This window comes from Herbaspirillum sp. B65 (genome assembly GCF_000333555.1).
Taxonomy (GTDB): Bacteria; Pseudomonadota; Gammaproteobacteria; order Burkholderiales; family Burkholderiaceae_D; genus Herbaspirillum; species Herbaspirillum rubrisubalbicans.
Genome location: NZ_BADI01000805.1, coordinates 1 through 19,351, shown reverse-complemented (window position 1 = coordinate 19,351; position 19,351 = coordinate 1). Strand labels below are relative to the sequence as shown.

Annotated in this window: 7 protein-coding genes; all 7 read right to left on the bottom strand. The window is 51.1% G+C overall.

From position 1 onward, the window contains the following. On the bottom strand, positions 1-3,763 hold a 3,763-nt coding region (locus tag I5W_RS19290), incomplete at its 3' end, for a beta strand repeat-containing protein (RefSeq protein WP_252717116.1). After that, entirely contained in the window at positions 3,697-13,212 is a 9,516-nt protein-coding gene (locus tag I5W_RS30175; RefSeq protein WP_083893589.1) for a YDG domain-containing protein, read from the bottom strand. The genes I5W_RS30175 and I5W_RS19290, both read right to left, overlap by 67 nt. A gap of 277 nt (positions 13,213-13,489) precedes the next feature. Continuing rightward, positions 13,490-14,404 (bottom strand): glycosyltransferase family 9 protein, encoded by a 915-nt coding sequence (locus I5W_RS19280; RefSeq protein ID WP_148289149.1) that lies wholly within the window; start codon positions 14,402-14,404, stop codon positions 13,490-13,492. After that, positions 14,380-15,255 (bottom strand): tetratricopeptide repeat protein, encoded by an 876-nt coding sequence (locus tag I5W_RS19275; protein WP_044530434.1) that lies wholly within the window; start codon positions 15,253-15,255, stop codon positions 14,380-14,382. The genes I5W_RS19280 and I5W_RS19275 overlap by 25 nt, the downstream gene beginning before the upstream one ends. A gap of 401 nt (positions 15,256-15,656) precedes the next feature. Continuing rightward, positions 15,657-16,079 (bottom strand): hypothetical protein, encoded by a 423-nt coding sequence (locus I5W_RS19265; protein ID WP_017455610.1) that lies wholly within the window; start codon positions 16,077-16,079, stop codon positions 15,657-15,659. Between the two features lie 429 nt (positions 16,080-16,508). Further along, the gene (locus tag I5W_RS19260) at positions 16,509-18,182 is read right to left on the bottom strand and encodes an OmpA family protein (protein WP_044530433.1); all 1,674 of its coding nucleotides are present in this window, start codon (positions 18,180-18,182) and stop codon (positions 16,509-16,511) included. A gap of 358 nt (positions 18,183-18,540) precedes the next feature. Next, a partial coding sequence (locus I5W_RS19255; protein ID WP_050010696.1) for a peptidyl-prolyl cis-trans isomerase occupies positions 18,541-19,351 on the bottom strand: 811 nt, incomplete at its 5' end.

Genomic DNA, 19,351 nt, shown 5'->3' with positions numbered 1-19,351 from the left:
AATGCCAAGTTAGTGTAGGCCATTGCATTGGCCAAACTACCGTTAGCGGCTGATGCATTACCCAACTGAACCTGAGCGCTTCTGCCGTTAGCACGGCATTAGTCGTGGTGTCATAAACTTTGTCCGACACCGTGGCATGACTCAACACCACATTGGCTTTCGCGATATTGGCCGTCGTACTCACCTGTGTTGTGCCGACCAAGGTGTAGTTAGTCGTATCTACCAGCCCTATACTCAGATTGACTGCCTTATTTGCCCCCGCAGAAGCATTAGCGAATCCGCCCATCAACGTCAGATTCGTATAGGCCATCGCGTTGGCCAGACTACCGTTGGCCGCAGAGGCATTCCCCAGCTGTACTTGAGCACTTCCTAGAATCAAGGACGCATTCGTTGTCGTGTCATATACCTTGTCTGACACCGTCGCATTGCTCAATGCCACACTGGCCTTCGCAATATTTGACGTTGCCGTCTTTTGCGTCACACCTGAGAGCGTGTAATTCTGTGTATCGCCCAACACCGTCGTCAGGCTCACCGTTTGACTACCCGCAGAAGCATTGCCGAATGTGCCACTGACCAGGTAATTTCCATAAGCACTTGCGCCGGCAAGACTGCCATTGGCCGCAGTGGCGTTACCCAGCAATACCGTCCCTACGCCCACATTACTAATGGCCGCATTCGTCGTCGTGTCATATACCTTATCCGACGCCGCGACATTACTCACTGTCACATTCGCCTTTGCGATCGTCGCCGTCGTCGTGGTCTGACTGCTCGAACTCACCGTGTAGTTCGTAGCATCGCCCAACAGCGTGTTAAGGCTCACCGTCTGGGTTCCGGCAGAACCATTCGCAAACATGCCATTGACGTTATAGTTGCTATACGCTGTGGCTGTCGCCAGGCTGCCATTGGCCGTAGAGGCATTGCCCAACTGCACGGTAGCCGCCCCAATATTGCTGATCGCCGCGTTCGTTGTCGTGTCATAGACCTTGTTATAGGACGTCACATTCGATACGGTGACACTTGCCTTGGCAATATTAGCGGTGGTATTGAACTGCGTCGTTCCCGACAACGTATAGTTGGTCGTATCCAACAACCCGATATTCAGATTCACTTCCTTGTTGGTTCCCGCCGAGGCATTGGCAAAGCCACCAGCCAACGTCAGGTTGGTGTACGCAACCGCGCTCACCAGACTACCATTGGCGAGCGCCGCATTCCCTAACTGTACCTGCGCACTGCTAGGCAGCAACGATGCATTCGTCGTCGTGTCATACACCTTGTCTGCCACAGCGGCATTATTTACGACGACATTGGCCTTCGCAATATTGGCAGTCGTGCTCCTCTGCGTTACCCCTGACAAACTATAGTTCGTCGCATCGGCCAATATCGTCGTCAAATTGACCATTTGATTGCCAGCAGAAGCATTAGCAAATCTGCCACTGACGGCATAATTGGTATATGCCATCGCATTTGCCAGACTGCCATTTGCAGCAGAAGCATTACCCAACTGCACCGTAGCGGCCCCTACATTACTGATCGCTGCGTTTGTCGTTGTGTCGTACACCTTGTCGAAGACCGCGATATTGGCCACCGTGACGTTCGCCTTCGCAATGTTGGCCGTCGTACCAGTCTGGGCGCTGCTACTCAAGGTGTAGTTCGTCGTGTCACTCAGCACAGTCGTCAGACTGACGTTCTGATTGTTACCGGCAGAGGCGTTCGCAAACGCTCCAGTGATCGCATAGTTACCATACGCCGTCGCACTGGCCAGGCTTCCGTTAGCGGCTGTTGCATTACCCAATTGCGCGGTCACATTACCACCCGACAAGGCGGCATTGGTCGTCGTGTCATATACCTTGTCTGAGGCGCTCACATTGGCCACCGTCACGTTGGCCTTGGCAATCGTCGCCGTCGTATTGGTCTGACTAGCAGCACTGAACGTATAGTTTGTCGTGTCGCCCAACACCGGTGTCAGGTTCACCGCTTGGCTGCCTGCCGCTGCATTGGCAAACGTCCCATTGACCACGTAGTTGCTATATGCCGTCGCATTGGCCAGACTGCCATTAGCGCTGGTCGCGTTACCCAACAGAACTGTTGCCACGCCCACACTACTGATCGCAGCGTTCGTCGTCGTGTCGTACACCTTGTTGGACGCCATCACGTTAGACACGGTGACGTTCGCTTTTGCAATGTTGGCCGTCGTGCTCTGCTGCGCTGTCGACAACAGGGTGTAATTGGCTGCATCCAGCAATGAGAGGTTCAGATTTACCGTCTTGTTGGCGCCGGCTGATCCATTCGCAAAGCCAGCCGTCAATGTCAGGTTCGTATAAACCGCAACATTCGCCAAACTACCGTTCGCGGCCAACGCATTACCCAACTGCACCGTCACATCACTATGACTGATACTGGCATTAGTTGTTGTGTCGTACACCTTATCGAAGGCGCTTACATTAGCCACCCCAACATTCGCCTTGGCAATCGTCGCCGTGGTAGTAAGTTGCGTGGCGTTGCTCAAGGAGTAGTTCGCCGTATCTCCGAGAACCGTCGTCAGATTCACCTTCTGATTTCCCGCCGTTCCATTGGCGAATGCCCCGGTAACAACATAATTACTGTATGCGCTCGCCGCTGCCAGGCTGCCATTGGTTGCCGACGCGTTACCTAACTGCACTGTCGCATTGCCGACGTTGCTAATGGATGCATTCGTCGTCGTGTCATAGACCTTATCGAACGCCGTCATATTGGCTACCGTGACATTGGCCTTGGCGATCGATGCCGTCGTGTTGTTCTGGCTACCACTGCTCAACGTGTAGTTCGTCGTATCACCCAACACCGTCGTCAGGTTCACCGTCTGACTACCTGCAGTAGCATTGAGAAACGCCCCAGTGACCGCGTAGTTGCTGTAGCCGACTGCTGACGCCAGACTGCCATTGGCTGCCGAGGCATTACCTAACTGCACTGTCGCACTACCCACATTGCTCACCGATGCATTGGTCGTCGTGTCATACACCTTATTCGACGCCGTCACATTGGCCACCGTCACATTGGCCTTGGCAATCGATGCTGTCGTATTGACCTGCGTCGCCCCCGACAACGTGTAGTTGGTTGTATCCATCAGGGCGACGTTGACGTTGACCACCTTGTTCATACCGGCAGATGCATTAACGAAGCCACCAGTCAACGTCAAATTCGTATACGCCGCCGCGTTGGCCAAACTACCATTCGCGGCAGCTGCATTACCCAATTGCACCAGAGCACTTCCTGTGACCAGCGAAGCATTGGTGGTCGTGTCATACACCTTATCTGACACCGACGCATTGCTCACTACCACACTGGCTTGAGCGATGTTCGCACGGGTATAGTTCTGCGTAGTACTACTGAACGTATAGTTCGTCGTGTCGCCCAACGCCACATTCAGGTTCACCGTCTGGCTACCTGCCGCTGCGTTCGCATACGAACCGTTGACTGTGTAGTTGTTATAGGAGGTGGCCGCGGCCAGGCTGCCATTGGCCGCAGAAGCGTTGCCCAGCAACACCGTGGCTGCCCCAACATTGCTAATAGCCGCATTCGTTGTGGTGTCATACACCTTATTCGATGCCGCCACGTTCGCTACCGTCACATTGGCTTTTGCAATCGCCGCTGCCGTCGTGTTTTGACTTGCCGTGCTGACTGCGTAGTTCGTCGTGTCACCCAATACAGTCGTCAGGCTCACCGTCTGATTACCTGCCGATCCGTTCGCAAACGAGCCGTTGACCGTATAGCTGTTGTAGCCCATCGCCCCCGCCAAACTACCATTGGCGGCCGAAGCATTCCCCAACTGCACCGTCCCCGCTCCAACACTGTTGATCGCTGCGTTTGTCGTGGTGTCATATACCTTGTCAAGGCGGTCACACCAACCACTGTCACATTGGCCTTCGCAATGTTCGCCGTCGTATTACGCTGGACTGCCCCAACCAGGGTGTAATTCGTCGTATCCAACAACGCGACATTGTAATTCACCGCCTTGTTGCTACCGGCAGATGCATTAGCAAAGCTTCCCAGCAGTGTCAGATTTGTATATGACGCCGCTCCTGCCAAACTACCGTTGGCCGCTGATGCGTTACCCAACTGCGCCGTCGCTACCCCCACGTTGCTGATGAAGGCATTGCTAGTCGTGTCGTACACCTTATCTGAAGCAGAGACATTACCAACCGTCACGTTCGCCTTCGCCACCGTTGCGACCGTCGTCGTCTGCGTAGTACTGCTCAAGGTGTAGTTCGTCGTATCGCCCAATACCGACGTCAGAGTGACCGTCTGATTACCGGCAGACGCATTAACAAACGTCCCACTCACCGTATAACTACTATACCCAGTGGCATTGGCCAGGCTACCGTTGGCAGCAGCGACATTACCCAGCTGTACCGTCGCAGCACCGACGTTACTGATCGCCGCGTTGGTCGTTGTGTCATACACCTTGCCAAACGCCGTCACATTACCCACGGTCACGTTCGCCTTGGCAATCGTCGCCGTCGTATTTTTTTGCGTGACTCCGCTCAATGTGTAGTTTGTCGTATCAGCCAATACTGTCGTCAGGGTTACCGCCTGATTTCCTGCGGCTGCGTTCGCAAACGATCCATTGACCGTGTAGTTGCTGTACGCCGCAGCGTTCGCGAGGCTGCCATTGGCCGCACTGGCATTACCCAGCAACACCGTACCGGCTCCAACATTATTGATCGCAGCGCTTGTCGTCGTGTCATACACCTTGTTCGACACCGACACATTACCCACCGTCACATTCGCCTTGGCAATTGTTGCCGTCGTACTATTCTGACTTGACGTACTGACCGTATAGTTCGTTGTATCTCCCAACGCCACATTCAGGTTCACCGTTTGGCTGCCTGCCGCCGCATTTGCATACGAGCCATTGACCGTGTAGTTACTAAACGCCGTCGCATTGGCAAGGCTTCCATTCGCCGCGCCGGCATTACCCAGCAACACCGTCGCTGCGCCGACACTGCTGATGGCAGCATTGGTCGTCGTGTCATACACCTTGTTCGAGGCTGCCACGTTGGCCACCGTCACATTTGCCTTTGCAATATTGGCCACTGTATTGACCTGCGTCGTCCCCGACAAGGTGTAGTTCGTCGTGTCCGACAACGCAATGTTCAAGTTCACCGTCGTATTACTACCGGCTGACGCATTGGCAAAGCCACCGCTCAGTGCCAAATTCGTATAGGCCACTGCGTTCGCCAGACTGCCATTGGCAGCCGTCGCATTACCCAACTGCACTGTCGAATCACTATGACTAATGGCCGCATTGGTCGTCGTGTCATACACCTTATCCGACACCGTCACATTGGCCACCGTCACATTGGCCTTCGCAATCGTTGCTGTCGTGTTCGTTTGGCTCGCCGTGCTCAACGCGTAGTTCGTCGTATCTCCCAACGCCACGTTCAGGCTCACCATTTGGCTACCTGCCGCTGCGTTCGCATACGATCCGTTGACCGTATAGTTGTTGTAGCTCGTGGCTGCGGCCAGCGTGCCATTAGCGGCACTGGCGTTACCCAGTAACACCGTGGCTGCCCCCACATTGCTAATGGCAGCATTGGTCGTCGTGTCGTACACCTTGCTCGAGGCCGTCACATTGGCCACCGTCACATTGGCCTTCGCAATCGCCGCTGTCGTATTGCTTTGGCTTGCCGTGCTCACCGCGTAGTTCGTCGTATCACCTAACACCGCCGTCAGAATTACCGTCTGGTTACCTGCCGCCGCATTCGCAAAGGCGCCATTGACGCTGTAATTGCTGTATGCCGTCGCATTGGCCAGGCTGCCATTGGCGGCCGACACATTACCCAGTAACAGGGTGGCGACACCCACATTGCTGATGGCAGCATTGGTCGTCGTGTCATACACCTTATTCGACGCCGCCATGTTCACGACCGTCACGTTCGCCTTGGCGATATTGGCCGTGGTGGTCAGTTGCGACGATCCTGAGAACGCGTAGTTCGTCGTATCCACCACCGCAATATTCAGATTGACTGTCTTATTTCCTCCAGCCGAAGCATTGACAAAGCCCCCCGTCCACGCCAGGTTCGTGTACGACGTCGCATTCATCACACTACCGTTAGCTGCAGAAGCATTCCCCAATTGCACTTGCGCACTTCCTGGATTCAACAAGGCGTTGGTCGTCGTGTCATACACTTTATCGGACACCGTCGCATTACTCAGCACTACATTTGCCTTCGCAATATTGGCCGTCGTATTCAACTGCGACGTCCCTGAGAATGCATAGTTCGTCGTATCGCCCAACGCGACGTTCAGGCTCACCGTCTGACTACCCGCTGCGGCATTCGCATAAGAACCGTTGACCGTGTAGTTGCTGTAGGTCGTAGCCGATGCTAGCGTCCCGTTGGCCGCCGAAGCGTTACCCAACAATACCGTGGCCGCACCTACATTGCTAATGGCCGCGTTGGTCGTCGTGTCATACACCTTATTAGAGGCCGTCACGTTCGCTACCGTCACATTGGCCTTGGCAATATTGGCCGTCACGCTCTGGTGCGTCGCCCCAGACAACGTGTAGTTTGTCGTATCCGCCAACGTCACATTTAAGCTCACAAGCTTATTACTACCTGCCGACGCATTCGCGAACGCCCCATTGAATGTGTAGTTGCCAAACGCCATCGCATTGGCAAGACTGCCATTGGCGGCGCTAGCATTACCCAACTGTACCGTCACATTCCCATGCGACAGCGCTGCATTGGTGGTCGTGTCATACACCTTATCCGACACCGTCACGTTCGCTACCGTCACATTGGCCTTGGCAATCGTCGCTGTCGTATTTCCTTGGCTCGCCGTGCTGATCGTGTAGTTGGTCGTGTCCCCTAATACCGCCGCCAGAATTACCACCTGGTTACCTGCCGCCGCATTCGCAAACGATCCATTGACCGTGTAATTGTTGTACGCCGTTGCATTGGCCAAGCTACCATTGGCGGTCGACACATTACCCAGTAATGCCGTGGCTGCACCCACATTGCTAATGGCCGCGTTGGTCGTCGTGTCGTAGACCTTGTTCGACGCCGTCATGTTCACTACCGTCACGGTCGCCTTGGCGATATTGGCTGTCGTGTTCAGTTGCGTCGTGCCCGACAACGTATAGTTCGTTGTATCCGACAAGGTAATGTTCAAATTCACCGACTTATTGATGCCGGCTGACGCATTGGCGAAACCACCGATCAATGTCAAATTTGTATAAGCCGCTGCGTTCGCAACACTACCGTTGGCAGCCGTCGCATTACCTAACTGCACTGTCACATTGCCGTTCGACAGTGCCGCATTCGTCGTCGTGTCATACACCTTGTCCGACACCGCCACGTTGGACACCGTCACATTAGCTTTGGCAATCGTCGCCAACGTACTATTCTGACCTGCCGTACTGACTGTGTAGTTCGTCGTATCTCCAAGCGCCACATTCAGGTTCACCGTTTGGTTACCGGCCGAGGCATTGGCAAACGAACCATTCACCGTGTAGTTACTGTACGTGGTCGCATTTGCCAGCGTGCCATTGGCGGCACTGGTGTTACCCAGTAGAACGGTGGCTACGCCAACGTTACTAATAACCGCGTTCGTGGTCGTGTCGTACACCTTGTTCGACGCCGTCACATTTCCTACCGTCACGGTCGCCTTCGTGATATTGGCTTGCAAACCAGAGAAACTAGCCGAAGACATTACATAGCCTGCGATCGTGTTGTTCGACGCAGATCCATAAACCGTCGTACAACTCACACAGATCGCCACATTCGTACCGGCCGCCGCACTACTAAATACACCATTCACATAAGTAGATGTAGAGGTATCCCCATCAATGAAGCCGCCGGTACCGACCTGAACGGATGCCAAATTGGTCGTATCGTAGACTTTATTTGACGCCGTGGCATTCCCCGTCAAAGTCGGCGTAACGCGATAGAAGATATTCAGCGCCTTAGCAGTATTCACTACACCTGCACCACCGCTCGCATTAGTCGCATATCCCTTATTCTGGCTCGTCGTACCATTCGCCACCAGACCAGCAAGGGTCTGTGTGTTGGCATTCCCCGAGTAGATGACTACCGTCTTACCGTTGCCGGCCACAATACTACTGATACTCCCTTTGATGACATCGCCGCCTGTCACTGAACCATTACTTACACTTGGATTAGCAATTGCCTGTGTTAATCCAGCAATCAGTGTCACATTATCTCCCCCGACAACATTTCCATTCAGGGTAAGATTTCCTGTATTAGTAGAAGCAATGACTGCACCACTGGAATTGATTTGACCCAGTATCAGACCACTTCCATTCACTCCAAGAATAGACAGATTACCTGTCGCATTAACAGACACCGTTCCTACATTCGAAGCCACTACATTGCCATTAAAAACATTACCAACACTAGTCAGCGCGACTCCGTTACCATTCAATAGCGTCGTATTGCCCGTTATATTTAATGTCGTATTGGCCGCCTGCGTATAAGCACTAGTGCCCGACAAAATCAGACCATTACCGCCATTACTCACACCCGTAATATTTGTGCTCAACGCCGTCGATGGAGTCCAGTTATAGTAACCAACACCAACCGAACCACCCGTACCTGCGACATTACCCCCAGTTACACTACTGTTCGTAATATTCACACCCGTACCATTGGAACTACCAACAATATTCGTTCCATTCACGTTAGTTTGCGACAGGTTGACCCCTACTAAACCACCTGTACCCGTGATATAGCCGCTAACAACATTCACGTTAGTCAGATTGACGCCAACGCCACTCGCACTACTACCAACAATCGTCGTTCCTGTGACATTGCTATTGGTAGCATTCACACCCGCACCACTGGCACTAGAACCAGTAATATTCGCCCCCGTTACGACAGCAGATTGGCCAATCCATACACCAGCCGAATTTGTATTCGATATCCCAATAAATGAAATATTCCCGGATGCATTAAGACTACCTATCTCAAGCCCGCCCCATTGGGCGCTCGCCATACTCGTGATCCCCTTAATGGCGAGGTTCCCTCCCGTCGATGCAATATTACCCGGCACCTGAATATAAACTCCAGCATCCGATCCACCTTGACCTGTAATATTTATATTGCCAATTGTCGTGAGCGAACCCGTTAGATTAACAGCCCACGCGGGAGAGACTGCATTCAAATTGCCAAATCCGCTTCCAACATTCAATGATGTATTCCCGCCGATATTCAGCACAGGACCTGAGCTACCATTAACGCTAACCGTGAGATTACCTCCGTTAGTATTAATACTGGTATTACTCAAAGTCGCCGTGCACGAACTAATCTTAATTGCACCACCGCTGCTACTAATGAAGCCGCTCAGCAAATTGAACGCACCCACATTACTTATATTAAGCGCTCCACTTGTAACATAAATTGCTCCTACATTAAGAGTACTTCCATTCACCCCAAGAATAGACAGATTACCTGTCGCATTAACAGACAAGTACCCTACATTCGAGGCAACAACACTTCCATTAAAAACATTACCAGCACTAGTCAGTAAGTCTAGGTTGCCATTCAACAGCGTCGTGTTACCCGTTATATTTAATGTCGTATTGGCCGCCTGCGTATAAGCACTAGTACCCGACAAAATCAGACCATTACCGCCATTACTCACACCCGTAATATTTGTGCTCAACGCCGTCGATGGAGTCCAGTTATAGTAACCAACACCAACCGAACCACCCGTACCTGCGACATTACCCCCAGTTACACTACTGTTCGTAATATTCACACCCGTACCATTGGAACTACCAACAATATTCGTTCCATTCACGTTAGTTTGCGACAGGTTGACCCCTACTAAACCACCTGTACCCGTGATATAGCCGCTAACAACATTCACGTTAGTCAGATTGACGCCAACGCCACTCGCACTACTACCAACAATCGTCGTTCCTGTGACATTGCTATTGGTAGCATTCACACCCGCACCACTGGCACTAGAACCAGTAATATTCGCCCCCGTTACGACAGCAGATTGGCCAATCCATACACCAGCCGAATTTGTATTCGATATCCCAATAAATGAAATATTCCCGGATGCATTAAGACTACTTATCTGAAGCCCGCCCCCTTGGGCGCTCGCCATACTCGTGATCCCCTTAATGGCGAGGTTCCCTCCCGTCGATGCAATATTACCCGGCGCCTGAATATAAACTCCAGCATCCCATCCACCTTGACCTGTAATATTTATATTGCCAATCGTCGTGAGCGAACCCGTTAGATTAACAGCCCACGCGGGAGAAACTGCATTCAAATTGCCAAATCCGCTTCCAACATTCAATGATGTATTACCGCCGATATTCAGCACAGGACCTGAGCTACCATTAACGCTAACCGTGAGATTACCTCCGTTAGTATTAATACTGGTATTACTCAAAGTCGCCGTGCACGAACTAATCTTAATTGCACCACCGCTGCTACTAATGAAGCCGCTCAGCAAATTGAACGCACCCACATTACTTATATTAAGCGCTCCACTTGTAACATAAATTGCTCCTACATTAAGAGTACTTCCATTCACCCCAAGAATAGACAGATTACCTGTCGCATTAACAGACAAGTACCCTACATTCGAGGCAACAACACTTCCATTAAAAACATTACCAGCACTAGTCAGTAAGTCTAGGTTGCCATTCAACAGCGTCGTGTTACCCGTTATATTTAATGTCGTATTGGCCGCCTGCGTATAAGCACTAGTACCCGACAAAATCAGACCATTACCGCCATTACTCACACCCGTAATATTTGTGCTCAACGCCGTCGATGGAGTCCAGTTATAGTAACCAACACCAACCGAACCACCCGTACCTGCGACATTACCCCCAGTTACACTACTGTTCGTAATATTCACACCCGTACCATTGGAACTACCAACAATATTCGTTCCATTCACGTTAGTTTGCGACAGGTTGACCCCTACTAAACCACCTGTACCCGTGATATAGCCGCTAACAACATTCACGTTAGTCAGATTGACGCCAACGCCACTCGCACTACTACCAACAATCGTCGTTCCTGTGACATTGCTATTGGTAGCATTCACACCCGCACCACTGGCACTAGAACCAGTAATATTCGCCCCCGTTACGACAGCAGATTGGCCAATCCATACACCAGCCGAATTTGTATTCGATATCCCAATAAATGAAATATTCCCGGATGCATTAAGACTACTTATCTGAAGCCCGCCCCCTTGGGCGCTCGCCATACTCGTGATCCCCTTAATGGCGAGGTTCCCTCCCGTCGATGCAATATTACCCGGCGCCTGAATATAAACTCCAGCATCCGATCCACCTTGACCTGTAATATTTATATTGCCAATTGTCGTTAACGAGCCAATTAGATTTAGCGCCCAGGTGGATGAAATTACACTCAAATTACCAAATCCACTTCCCACATTCAACGTACTACAACCCCAAAGAGTCATCGTAGGTCCCGACGAGCCACCATTAGTACTAATCGTGAGATTACCTCCGTTAGTATTAATATTTGGATTATTTAAAACCGCCGTACATGAACTAATATTAATTGCACCACCGTTGCTATTAAGGGTGGAATTAGTCAGAGTCACCCCATCCCCTACACTACTCATCGAAATGTTAAGCAAATTACTACTGGACGTAATACTGTAGCCACTAATATTAATTGCACCATTCGCATACAGCGTCAGACTCGCATTGCCTCCACTGGTCTTCGCTATATTGGCCGCCACATTGATCCAACCCGTACCGCTCCCCGATGAATTGGTCGTCACCGTCACATTGGCGCCACTATTCAGCGCTGCTTCAATCGACGCATTGTTCACCACCGAATCCGTACCACTCCCCGACCAGGTGTTACTGCTATTAGTCGCGTTACTGCTACCAGTATTGATCGTGATATTGGTAGGATCAATCAGCCACTGACCGGCCTTCCCTGCACTCGTCGCATTCACACGACCCAGCATCGCCAGATTCTCACCCGACGTCTCCACAAAGCCGCCATCCCCCTGGCTACTTCCAATGTTGACAGTCGCATTACTTCCAACATAAGTGGAATTCGCAAAGCCAATATTGGCCACACTCCGGGCCTTGTTCAGCGAATCTCCACCAATGACCACACGACCACCACCGGCCACGCCGCTAGCATCAATCGTTGCGTTATCGAAGACCCCGACCCGGTCCCCTCCCAACACCACCGTACCACCCTGTTGCCCAGCACCCTGGCCCGACACATCAATACTGCCACGGGTGACCGTGTCGCCACCTTCTCCCAACAACACCACCGTACCACCTGCGCTACTGCCATAGCCGCGTGCTCGAATGATCCCGTCGTTGTTCACCACCGTACTCAACAGCGTATTCTTCCCCCACGCCGTCAAATACACTTTGCCGCCATCGGCCAGAATCAAGCCCTTGTTATCCACCAACGCCTGCACTGCCGACGCGTCAACATTCACACTCACCAGTGCACCGTTGTCTAGCTGCAAGCTCACCTTATCGCCGGCCATCAGCGCCACATATCCACCATTGGCCTGAATACGACCGCTGTTACTGACCTGCTGACCAGACAACACCACAAAGCCACCATCGGTCGCCTTGATATTGCCTTGATTGACCACCGTCGCTCCGCTCTGACCACTCAGCACCACACTATTACCGTCGATACTCACATTCGTCGCCGTCGACGCCAACAATGAACCCACGTTCACCTGTGCCGTCGAGCCAAACACGATCCCGTTCGGGTTAATCAGGTAGATCTGACCATTCGCGTTCAGATTGCCGTATATCTGCGATGCCTCCGTACCAATCACCCGGTTCACCGCCACCGCACTGACGCTCGGCTGTGCGAAGTTCACCGTATTACCTGCACCAATACTAAAGCCCGTCCAGTTCAGACCCAGCACTTGCGAGCCTTGCTGAATGCTCATGGTCTGGCCATTTACATTGATGCTGCCCGTACCGCTGCTCACCACACCACCCGTCGGCAACGGCGCCGCCGCCCAGCTAGGCAATACCGTACTCATAGAAAACGCAGCCATCACGGCCATCGTCAGCCGACGCACCGTCAACGGAACGCGCAGATCAATGCGACCGCCGATCACCATGCCGCCGCCCCCTTTACGCTGCGAGACAGCGTTTTCGGCCACAGCCACTAACATGCCATGGTGCTTGGAAAAAACGAGGCGGTAGATTTTATTCATGATGATCTTTCTTATGTCTTGATATTGATTGAGACATCGGGTGCAGCTCCCCTACTGCGGCCTTGCTGATACCCGATTCCTCTTGTTCCGCGCCACTCTCATCAACCCGAACATCTGGCAGCTTTTCGAGAATGGACGCCTTTTCCCTTAAATATTTTTAAACCACATCAACCGCTGCACGACACCTGACGGCAATCTTTTTGATTGCCTTACGACATACCCGGCCGAAATCAGCATCCTTGCCATTGATGCCGCTTACCTCTTGAGAAAAAACTCTTTACGCAATGACGCCGACAAGAAGAGCCTTTTTCAGATCCTCTTGTATTGCTTTCAGCGGTGGCCACCAATCACCACGATCTTTCTGGCAATACATCCGCAAGCTCTGATACCAAGGATTGTCGGGCGCATCATTTCCCCAAAATGCTGGACTATCCAACCGGGACAACATCCACACTGGCTTGCCCAATGCGCCGGCCAAATGGGCTACAGCCGTATCGCAGGAAATCACCAGATCCAGTTGATTAATCAGCGCTGCCGTATCCGCGAAATCAGACAGTTCATTGCTCATATCAGCAATATGGTGATAGTCTGGATAAGCTAGTTGCGCCACTGCTCTCCCCACCTGTAAGCTCACGTACAGGATCTGCGGATGCCCCAAAAAGTCCTGATATGCTGACAACGGCAATGAGCGTCGCTGATCATAAGACGCCTCCCCACCGGCCCAGACGATGCCGACCTTCAATGTCGTCGGACCATTCCGCTCTTTTAATATCCGATCGATCCGCTCTTTCCACTGCGTAGCCAAATCAGCAGGAACAGCCATATAGGGTTCTGCCTTGAACGGCACACTGTCGGATTCCACCTCCAAGGCGGCCAACAGCAACGACATGGGACAGAAGTAGTCAACATCATCTATCTCCTCTGTGAGACCGATGATCTGGATCGTCGAAGCAGAAGATCCAAGCAAGCACAGACTAAACAGGCGCTTCAAATTCCCCGGAACCTTGACCAACACCTGCGCAGCTTGTTGCGCAAGAAGAGCAATGAAGCGCGCGTATAAGATCATGTCTCCATGTCCCCATTCAGCCTGAATGAGCAGGCGCTTTCCAATAAGGCTCTGCCCCTGCCAGAGCTTCTCCTGCCCGCACGTCCCCAAGCTGCGTCGGGTCAATTCATGCAGTGCGGGTGGCATATATGGAAAGAAGCACGCCACCGCCCACGCAACATCATGATCTCCGCCATGATCTTGCTGGCTTCTGGCGACTTAGGAACGAGCAGCAAGGCTTGACGGGCATCTTCATCAGCAGCATCGAGGTTGCGAAATGATTGATATAAATGCGCACGTCGGCAAAGCAAACGAACAAGTTGGTCTACAGAGGGGACATCACTCTGTATCTTTTGTGTGCATTGTTCGATCAGCTGCAATCCCATTCCTGCGTCAAGACCAATTTCATCGTGATTCCCCCAATACTCATCTGCGTCGGGCGCCAATACGACCGCCTGACCAATGCTCTGCCAAGCAGAATCATTTTTACCTTGGGACCAGTACGCTAATGCCAACCCCTGATAGCCGACCGCAGCTCTCGGCTCCAGATGGGTAATCAGCGCAAAATCTTCCTCAGCAACAGCGGCATATCCGTGGTGAAGCAAGAGATTTGCACGTTGGAATAAGGCCGGCAGAAAATGAGGGTGTAATTCAATGACTCGATTCAGGCACCACAATGCTTCATCGTGACGATACAAAGCCGAAAATATCTCCGCACGCAGCGTCTCCAGTTCGGGACACTCCTGGAAATCTGCACGCTGCTGATTGAGGATTTCGATAGCGTCCTGATGGCGCCCTTCACGCTGAAACCCTTGCACCAATTTAAACGCGGCTATCCGCCAATTTTTAAGATAGTCCCTATTGTCTGGATCAAGCTCACAAGCACGAAGAAATAAAAATACGGCGTCTTGTAGATACCCCTCATCGACACTATGAATCGCACTTGCATTCAACGTAGCGGCATTCACCGAAGTGGTTTTCGGAACATCTTGAATCATGGTTTTTTTTGATAGTCATTGAGGGCCACAGAAGATCCACTCAAGCGTGATTCTTCACCTTGATACGAGTTTTCTTCTTTTTCAATTTCGTCAAACATTAGTTATCACTCTCGTATAAGCATCATTTCCAAATTCACCATCGACTCGTTCTTTCCAACCGAAAATTCATTCTTCCCAACGAGAAACCTCCACTTACTTTACGTAGAAGAAATCCTCTAAATGCTCCTGCCTATCAGAGCGAACATCTTCCGCAAATCGCCTGAGTGCGACCCGTTCCCTGCGTAACTTGGCATGTCTCTCCACGCTCATCGGTGGCGTTGCGGTCAGTTCGGACAATTCCCTTCCCGGAAAATCTTCTCTGAATCGATATCGACTCCACATCTCACTTTCCTTTCCCTGGCCTACCGTGCACCAGCCGATTGCGTGATCCGATCTATCGCTTCCTTGGCCTTTTCTGCATAGTCACATTCAGCCGCAGGAGGACGCATCTTTCCCGGGAAACTCGCCTCAGCACTGACAATGCCTTCGAGGTAACCTGCTTTGATCTGCTCCACCGCATAACCAATACGTTCCAACCCTGAAAACAAGGCAGCCCTGGTCGCCATTACCTCTTGCATGGTGCGTGGTCGTGTGGCGCATTTTTCTGAAACAACCAGCGCATAGGCCGCGCCACGTGCCGTGCTTCTTCCCAAATCTTCCGTCCCCGCTGAGGCCTCCCGAAATACGTCTACACTCGAGAAAAGTGCAGAAATTCCGACCAAAAAAACAAACTTCCCAACCATCCTGATATTCAAATATCCAAACCGAAAAATAAAAATAGGCATATCGGAATTAACGTCTTAAACCATTCCTGTGGATGAATTTCTTGAAGCCTCGCACTGCTTCTGAAAATCACGTAATTCATAGGGCTTCAACGGCCTGAATTCGGCGCGAAACGTTAGTGGAGTCAGCGTAAGACCAATGGTGTAAAACGATCGCCTTCCTTGACGCACTTCAAAAATAGCCTTTGCCTCGAGCAGTGACAGCAAATGTGTTCGAACCACCAATCTGTCCAGCCTCAACCGCGTCCCTATCTCTGTAACATTCATGACGGAACCTGATTCGAGAAGCTTGTATATCTTTCTTTCCAGATCATTCTTGAACTTAACTCTCATGATTTTTTAAGGTTTTTTAAGCAGTTCACAAAGAATTCACACCTGAATACAACATGCCACTTCGCCGAAAATCAGGCCCCCGATCATCAAATTAGAAAACTACGATTCACCTTCAGTCGAGAATTCGACACGACGATTCAAGAATCGCCCATGGTCTGTCATATTTTTTGCAACAGGCTTCTCTTCACCTCGTCCTCGTGCTTGAATCAACCCCGAAGACACTCCGTTTTTAATGAGGAAGTCGCGCACCGAATTAGCACGATGCTGCGTGAGCGTCAGATTCGTTTTCGCATTGCCAGAGCTATCAGAAAATGCATCTATCGAAATTTTCTTTATCTTCTTTTCGCTGATGCATTGCTTCAATAACTGAGCCGTCAGCTGGAGGTTATCCTGCGCAAAGCGTGACAATTCCGCACTACGCTTGGCAAAGTAGATGAACTGGAGATTGAGGGTGTGATCAATATCATCACATTCTTTACTGTCAATCTTTTGCTTGATGGCCTTCTTGTAAATCTCGGTCGCATCCGATATCAGCTTATCTGCATCAAACAAAGTGACTTCATATTCGTCACCAAATAGCTCTTTCAATTGCGATGTCCATGACGCCCCGGTTTTTTCATCCACACCACCAATCTCAATATGATTACCATCAATACTCATATCGCTACCACTGACTTTCATCATCGAAGTCAGCCCATCGAGCTTATTTAACCAAGCAGGAGATTTAAGCCGGTTATCAACCACGGCATCCAACTGAAATCGTCCAGTTCCCAATGCTGAATTCAAGAACGCCAGCATTTTTTCCTGATCCGATTCCGATGAAAAAGCCGCGCTAATACGAACATTACCGTCGCGTTGGACAGCAAAAATCAACCAACCTTCTTGTCGATGATCTTCCTGTTTCTTCGTAGAGGAAGGTGGAAGTGGTCGGTCAATCTTGCCAATCACCTCCGCGCTCTTTTTATCAGCAGACGACTCCACATCCTTCTTCGTCGGCCCAGCATCTTCTGCCACACCCATCGCTGCGGACTGCGTTCTCACAGAGGGCAATGTCTCAGCCCCTGCCTTCACCAAGGGACGGGATAGAAACCCGAACTTATCTATCGTCTTTGAAAAAAAGGGAGAGAATGTCGTTCTCGTTAGAAGAGATATCACCACCATGGAAACCAACAAGCCAAGCGCATAAAGAAGCGCCTTATTCCTACGCCTTTTCCACAACGCGATGGCCTGTTGTCGTCGAGCCGAGATTTCTGCAGACGCAACTTCCTCTGATATTTCCGTCGAAATAGCTAACGTAGTTCTCTCTGCCTCCTCGACTTTCTCTTCTGGCTCGACCAGTTTTCCCAAAACATCATTGAGCTGCAAAAGCAAAGTCTCTTTTAGATTTTCTGCGCTCCCCAAATAAAGAAGCTCTGCGACTTGGTCACCTACTTTCGGAAAAGTCATCTCCGCTTGATCCATGAAAAGACCAACCATATCGTTTGGTTTGCATGGCACCAACAGCATATGATGTTTGATGACGCTAAAAAGCGTTGCCGCCACCAAGCTTGTCATCACATAGGCGGCTTGAACAGGAACACCAACCTGCATGGCAACAAACTCACACAGAACCGGAAATTCAACAGTTAAACACTGCTCCGCAATAGCACCTCCGGCGCTCTCCATTTCCTTGATCTTCCCGATCTTCTCTACGATCGTATCGATCTCTCTGGCAAAGCGGGTTGAACAGGACCACCACCCGCATGGCACAAACTCACACAGACCGGAATTCAACAGTTAACACTGCTCNGCATTAGCACTTCGGCGCTCTCCATTTCCTTGATCTTCCCGATCTCCTCTACGATCGTATCGATCTCTCTGGCAAAGCGTGCATCGTTCGTGGGCGAATTAATGCTCTATAGACGCGCGCTACCTGACTGGACGAAATCGAGGCACACATCAATGAAATGATTAGCGTCGGCCTTGCCACCTCCGTTAAGCGACGCAAAATCTCTGATGGCAATCCGATTTTTACTGACAACGCTTGCATGACATCCGGTGACAACACCATGTCGATGGAGTGAATCAGATCGATATTTTCTTTTGACATTTCTCTTCTATCTTTTAATAAATGATGTTTTTATTTTTCACGTTACTGAGCGATCTTCGCGTTCTTCGCCAACTGCTGTGCCAGAGTCATTACTGCCTTGTTCCATGCCTGGCCTTCAAGGTTCTGACGAATCTTTTCTTTTACATCGTCATAAGAGGGAATGGCCGTCAGGCGTATGTCTTCCAGCTTCAACAAAAGCCGGGTGTCATTCCATTTCACCACCGACGTACTAAACTGCCCTGGCTTCAATCTGGCAATCTCCCGGGCAATCGGAAGCGGCAAACTCTGCTCTACCTCGTCTCGCACCGGTAGCTTCACGTTCACCCACCCCATATCACCACGCTGATCCCTATTACTGGCCAGGCTATAAAGTCGAGCCAACTCTGAAAAATCTGCACCGTTCTTCAACCTCGTAATCAGCCTTGCTCCCAATTCATCGTCACCTACCTGAATCATCCTCACCTTGTATTCGTACCGCCCCAACTTCTCCAGGTCACCTCGAAAGGCTTTCTTGACCATCTCATCCGTTACTGGCTCTGGTTTCACATGCTCACGCAGATACACCTGCAGCGACGCAGCCTCTTTCGCCTGCTCGATCGCTTTTTTGACCTCGGGGCGGTTCTCTAGTGAAGAATCTTTTAATGCTTCCTGTCTCAACAGCTCTTGCACGATGAGTTGATTTTTATAGGTAGCACGCAACTGGGGCGTATCCGACTGGCCGGAGGAACGAATCATTTCCTGTATCTGCGCCAACGTAATTTCCTTCCCGTTCACGATGGCGATAACCCCGGGTGGGGCAGAAACAGGATCACCGTCTGCACCATAGGCATCCAGACCAATCCACAAAAAAAGC

Coding starts and splice junctions, on each gene's coding strand:
- I5W_RS19275 (WP_044530434.1), bottom strand. CDS start 15,255: ATGATTCAAGATGTTCCGAAAACCACTTCGGTGAATGCCGCTACGTTG.
- I5W_RS19280 (WP_148289149.1), bottom strand. CDS start 14,404: ATGCCACCCGCACTGCATGAATTGACCCGACGCAGCTTGGGGACGTGC.
- I5W_RS19265 (WP_017455610.1), bottom strand. CDS start 16,079: ATGCCTATTTTTATTTTTCGGTTTGGATATTTGAATATCAGGATGGTT.
- I5W_RS30175 (WP_083893589.1), bottom strand. CDS start 13,212: ATGAATAAAATCTACCGCCTCGTTTTTTCCAAGCACCATGGCATGTTA.